General features: G+C 74.0%; 5 protein-coding genes. 3 read left to right on the top strand and 2 right to left on the bottom strand.

Going from position 1 to position 5,568, the window contains the following annotated elements:
* Window positions 1-195 precede the first annotated feature (195 nt).
* Window positions 196-2,253, bottom strand: coding sequence for a HelD family protein (locus STRAU_RS34895; protein WP_016645117.1), 2,058 nt, complete (start codon window positions 2,251-2,253; stop codon window positions 196-198).
* A 406-nt stretch (window positions 2,254-2,659) separates the two neighbouring features.
* On the opposite strand from STRAU_RS34895, the gene STRAU_RS34890 reads away from it, so the two are divergent.
* Both STRAU_RS34890 and STRAU_RS34885 read left to right on the top strand, forming a co-directional pair.
* Window positions 2,660-2,857, top strand: a complete 198-nt coding sequence (locus tag STRAU_RS34890) for a hypothetical protein (RefSeq protein ID WP_016645116.1) — start codon at window positions 2,660-2,662, stop codon at window positions 2,855-2,857.
* A gap of 138 nt (window positions 2,858-2,995) precedes the next feature.
* Complete coding sequence (locus STRAU_RS34885) at window positions 2,996-4,198, top strand: glycosyltransferase 87 family protein (protein WP_016645115.1); 1,203 nt, start codon at window positions 2,996-2,998, stop codon at window positions 4,196-4,198.
* A 39-nt stretch (window positions 4,199-4,237) separates the two neighbouring features.
* Here STRAU_RS34885 and STRAU_RS34880 read toward each other — a convergent pair whose 3' ends face one another.
* A complete protein-coding gene (locus tag STRAU_RS34880) occupies window positions 4,238-4,459 on the bottom strand; it encodes a hypothetical protein (RefSeq protein WP_016645114.1) in 222 nt (73 codons plus the stop codon).
* 234 nt (window positions 4,460-4,693) lie between these two features.
* Here STRAU_RS34880 and STRAU_RS34875 point away from each other — a divergent pair.
* The coding region (locus STRAU_RS34875) for a serine/threonine-protein kinase (RefSeq protein WP_158692200.1) at window positions 4,694-5,568 on the top strand (875 nt) is incomplete at its 3' end.

Raw genomic sequence — 5,568 nt, 5'->3', positions numbered from 1 at the left:
TCAGCTTCGGGCCGTAGTCCGCGCCTACGCCGACCAGCGGCCCGGGTCGGCCTGCCTTCCGGTGCCGGGTACGGCAGTTCGGCGTCTGCCGGTGAGTGGTCGTTCCGTACCTGCTGTGGGCAGCTGGGCCGCCAGGGGCGGCACGGCCAGGGGCGGCACGGGTGGGCACAGCCCACGACGGCGGTCACTGTTGGGTCAGGCCGTTGCCAAAGCCTCCGGCAGCGGGGCGGTGTGGACCACCGTCAGGCCGGACACCGCCCGCGTGAGGGCCACGTACAAGCGCCGCAGGCCCGTGCGTTCGTCCGGCTCGCCGGTCAGGACCGCGGCCGGCTCGTCCAGGACCACGTAGTCGTACTCCAGGCCCTTGGCCAGGGAAGCGGGGACGAGGGTGAGGCGGGTGTCGGGCGTGGTCTCCTCGCCGGGGTCGAGGTAGGAGAGGCCCGCCGCGCGCAACGCCTCCGCGAGAACGGGCACGCGCGCGTCCGCCGCGATCAGGCCGACGGAGCCCTCGTTGCGGAGGGATTCCACGCAGGCGGCCAGCACCGCCTCGGCGGGATCGGCGGGATCCGGGACGTGGCGTACCGCCAGCGAACCGGGGGACTGGCGGACCGAGCTGACCTCCGTGAGGTCGGGCGCGATGGCCGGGAGGAGGCGGGACGCGTACGCGATGACCTCGCGGGGCACGCGGAAGCCTGCCGTCAGTTCCTCCACGACGGCGTCCGCCTTGCCGAGGTGCGCGAGCGCCTCGTCCCAACTCGGCGTCGCCCACGGCGTGGTGCCCTGCGCCAGGTCCCCGAGGACGGTGGCGGACCCGGTCGTGCAGCGGCGGCCCACGGCCCGGTACTGCATCGGGGACAGGTCCTGAGCCTCGTCCAGGACGACGTGGCCCAGGGAATGCGTGCGGGTGATCTGGTCGGCGGCCTCGTCGATCAACACCGCGTCCGCGACCGACCACTTGGCGCTCTTCACGCCCCGCGCGGGCCTGGCCCAGAGGATCGTCTTCTGCTCCTCGGGGGTGAGGATCCCGTCCGCGTGCGCGCCGAGGAAGTCGGCGTCGGACAGCAGCCGCAGCACCAGCTTCGCGGGATCGACGGGCGGCCAGATCGCCTTCACGGCCGCCTTCACCGCCGTGTTGCGCGCCACCGCGTCCTGCACCCGGTCGTCCGGCGCCTCCCCCGAGCGTTCCATCTGGACGAGCACGGCGTGCGCGATGCGCTGGGGCAGGGCATCGCGGGCGGCGCCGTAGCGCATGTCGCGCGCCAGCAACTCCCGTACGATCTCCTCCACTTCGTACGCGGGCACGCGCCACCGCCGCGACCCCCGCACCACCACGACCGCCTCCTGAGGCACCGTCACGTGCGAACGCAGCGCCCGGCGCAGCACGTCCGCCATGCGCGCGTCACCCTTCACGACGGCGGCGGCCGCGTCGTCCACGCCCTTCACCTCCACGTGCGCCACCAGGTCGTCGACCGTCGCCTGCCGCACCTCCAACTCGCCCAGCGCGGGCAGTACTTGCTCGATGTAGTGCAGGAAGGACCGGTTCGGCCCGATGACCAGCGTGCCGGTGCGGGCGAGGCGCTCACGGTGGGCGTAGAGGAGATAGGCGACCCGGTGCAGGCCGACCGCCGTCTTTCCGGTACCGGGCCCTCCCTGCACGCACACGGAACCGCCGAGTCCGCCACGTACGATCTCGTCCTGCTCCGGCTGGATCGTCGCCACGATGTCCCGCATCGGGCCCACGCGCGGCCGCTCGATCTCCTCCTGGAGCAGCCTGCTGACCTGCTCGGCCTCGGTGGTGTCCGTCAGGTGCTCGTCCTCGTACGCGGTCAGCTCGCCGCCGGTGTAGCCGAACCGGCGGCGCAGTCCGACGTCCAGCGGGTCCTTCTTCGAGGCCCGGTAGAAGGGCTGCGAGACGGGCGCGCGCCAGTCGATGACCATCGGATCGCCGTCGGCGTCGTGCACGTGCCGCCGCCCGATGTAGAACTGCTCGCCCTCCCCGCCCTCGGCCTGCTCGGCCCCCGGCGCGTGCAGGAAGTCGAGCCTGCCGAAGAACAGCGGCGTGTGCGACAGGTCGGCCAGGGCCTTGATCCGCTCGTCGAGCTGGCCCCGCAGGACTTCGGCGTTGACCCAGTTCGCCGTCACGTCGCGGATGTCCAGGGCCTGCGCGTCCTCGCGCATGGCGCGCAGCGCGGCACGGGACGCGGAGAGGTGGGCCCGCTCGCGGGCGAGGGGATCTTCGGGCGCGGCGTTCACGGGGGCCTCCGGCGGCGGGTACGGGTGTGCTCGGTGCACGCGATCACGCGGTGCACCCGGTGCGTGACTCGGGGCCGCCGGTTTCCGGCCGGGCGGCGGCGCTCCAACAGGGCGGGAGGCGGGAAGGGGAGAGCTTAGTTACGGGGGCCGGGCGGGGCCAACGAATTTTCCGCGGCGGCGAGCCGGAGGTGGCGGGCGGCGGCGAGCCGGAGGTGGCGGGCGGCGGCGAGGCGGAGGGTCTCGGGAACTCCCGGCCCCCGAAACCCTGAGGCATCCCCGAGAAAACCCTGAGGGCCGCCCTCCCTCCGGAGACGGACGGGCGCCGCCCCGGAGTCGTACCGCCGGACACCTCCGGTTACCCCCGGGGGCCGATGTGCCGCGCGGCCCCGCGAACGACCATGGAGACATGAGCGCAGCAACCATCACCCCCGCGTCCCTCGGCCCCGGCCCCCGCCCCTCCACCGGAGCGACGGCCCTCTCCGACACCCACCGCCCGCACCGCCTCGGCGCCGCACTGCGCGCCGCGAAGGTGTTCGCGGGCGTGGCCTTCGGCGTGACCGTCCTCGGTGAGTACGCGGAGGAGGCGGGCGTCCGCCGCCGCTGAGGTGGGCTCCGCCCCGGGTTGTGCCGCCCTGCCGCCCTGACGTGGGCGTGGGCCCGCAGCCCTGACGGCAGGCAGTCACGCGCCGCACACCGGGCGTTCGCCGGTGGTCGCTAAAGTCGCCGCGTGACGCGACGGTATGTGACCTCATGGTCACCCAGTGCGGTGACCGGAATCCTCCTTCTTGTCCTCTCCTGTACCGGATTCGCGGCCCTCTGCGCCGTGCACGGCCTGCCCATGGCGGACGCTCTCGTCTACCGGGCCGAGGGGGCCGCCGTCGTCGACGGCCGGGATCTGTACGGGTTCACCGTCACCCGGTGGGAACTGCCCGCCACCTACCCGCCGTTCGCCGCCCTCCTCTTCGTGCCGACGACCTGGCTGCCGCTCGCCGCGCTCAAGGGCGCCTTCCTCGCCGGCAACGTCGCGTTCCTCGTTCTCCTCCTGCACCTCTCCTGCCGCCTCGCGGGCCTGCCCTCGCGCGCCGCGCCGCTCTGCGCCGCCGCCGCGTGCGCGCTGTGGCTCGAACCCGTCTTCCAGACCGTGCTGTTCGGGCAGATCAACCTGGCCCTCGCGTGCCTGGTGCTGTGGGATCTGACGCGGCCGCCCGGATCTGTGGGCAAGGGCTTCGCCGTGGGCGTTGCCGCCGGGATCAAGCTGACGCCGGCCTTCTTCATCGCGTACCTGCTCGTCACGGGCCGGGTACGGGAGGCGGCCACCGCCGTCGTCGCGTTCGCCGGGACCGTGCTCCTGGGGGCGCTCGTGCTGCCCGCCGCGAGCGTCGAGTTCTGGACGCGGCGGGTCTTCGAGACCGGGCGGGTCGGGAAGGCGTGGATCGTGGACAACCAGTCCCTCCAGGGGCTGGCCGCCCGCGTCCTGCACGTGCCCGAGCCGGGTCTCGCCTGGACCCTGCCCGCCGTGGTGGTCGCGGCCATGGGGCTGTGGGCGGCGCGGCGGGCCGGGGCCGGGGCGCGGGGGCTGCTGGTCGCGGCGGGGGCCGCGCTCCTCGTCTCGCCCATCAGTTGGTCCCACCACTGGGTGTGGTGTGTGCCGTTGATCGTGGTGCTCGTGGGGGAGGGGAGCCCCCGGCTCGCCGTGGTGGTCGCGGTCGTCTTCACGGCCCGCACGCTGTGGCTCGTACCGCACGAGGGGTCCGCCGACCTGCACCTCGCTTGGTGGCAGCAGGGGTTGGCGGCGCCTTATGCGGTGCTGGGGGTGGGGTTGCTGGCGTCGGCATCGCTGCTGCGAAGCCCCCAACCCCGCCCCTTCCCGAACCGGGGGCTCCGCCCCCGGGCCCCCGGTTTAGTCGCCGCTTCGCGGCTCGTCCTCAAACGCCGGACGGACTGAGAATGCACCGGCACATATTGAGAACGCACCGGCACATATTCAGGACGACGCGTTCCCGGTCAGCACCAGCACCACGAACACCGCCACCCCCAACGCCCCCAACAGCGGCTTCGCGAGCAGGACCGCCACGGCCAGGAGCCCCGCGCCCAGCGCGCCGCCCACGGCGAGGGCGCGGAGGGTGCGGGGCCGCGCGGGGCCGGAGGCGGCGGGGGTCGCGTACCACTGCGGGCGGCGCTCGTGCGGGTTCGGCTTCCTGGTCATGCCCCCAGCCAAGCCGCCCGCACCCGCCCCCGGCAGGGCGCACGTACTCAGCAGCCACCTCCGCGTTCGTACTCACGCCCACGCCACGCGCACCCCTCCCACCACGCCCGGCGCACGCCTCGGCGCGCCAGGCGCGGCGCGCCACCCCTCCCCGTGCCGCGTGCCCCGGCCCGTACGGACCACGTTCGGCCAACTCCCGGGCGGCCACGGACTGTCACTCATAGCCTTCAGCGCGTGACACCCCCGATGGTCATCGGCAAGCTTCTGGAGTCCGACCCGCGCCGCCTCGGGCCCTACCGGCTGACCGGTGTGCTCGGGCGCGGCGGCATGGGCGAGGTCTTCCTGGCCAGGGACCGCCGCGGGCGGCAGGTCGCCGTGAAGCGGGTGCGGCCGTCGCTCATGCACGCGCGGGAGGCCAGGCGGCGGTTCGCCCGCGAGGTCACGGCCGCGCGGACCGTGGACAGCCCGCTCGTCGCCAAGGTCCTGGACGCCGCCCCGGAGGCGGACCAGCCGTGGCTCGCCACGGAGTACGTGCCGGGCATCACCCTCTCCGAGGCCGTGGAGACGTACGGACCACTGCCGGAGGAGTATGTACGCTCCGTAGCGCGGGAGTTGACGGACGGGCTCGCCGCGATCCACCGGGCCGGACTCGTCCACCGCGACTTCAAGCCGTCGAACGTGCTGCTCAGCACGGGCGGCCCGCGCGTCCTCGACTTCGGCCTCGCCCGGCATCTGCACGCCAGCACCTTCACCACCAGCCAGGAGTTCCTCGGCACGCCCGCCGCGCCCGAGCAGTGGGACGCGGCCAGCATCACGCCCGCCGCCGACGTCTTCTCGCTCGCCTCGACGCTCGTGTTCGCGCTGCGCAAGCGGGCGCCGTTCGAGGCGGAGGACATGTGGCGGGTGATGTACGCGATCCGCTTCGAGGAGCCGGATCTCTCGGGGCTGCCCTTCCGCTGGCGTACGCTCGCGGCGGCCTGCCTGGAGAAGGAGCCCCGGCTGCGGCCGTCGCTCGACGAGGTGGCCGCGGCCTTCGACAGCTTCCCCTCCGCCGCCGACCCCGTCGTGGTGCCGGACGGCCTCGCCGCGCTGCTCCCGGCGCCCGCGCC

Source organism: Streptomyces aurantiacus JA 4570 (assembly GCF_000414115.1).
Taxonomy (GTDB): Bacteria; Actinomycetota; Actinomycetes; order Streptomycetales; family Streptomycetaceae; genus Streptomyces; species Streptomyces aurantiacus_A.
The sequence above is the reverse complement of the archived record's forward strand: the minus strand, read 5'-3'. Positions and strand labels throughout refer to the sequence as shown.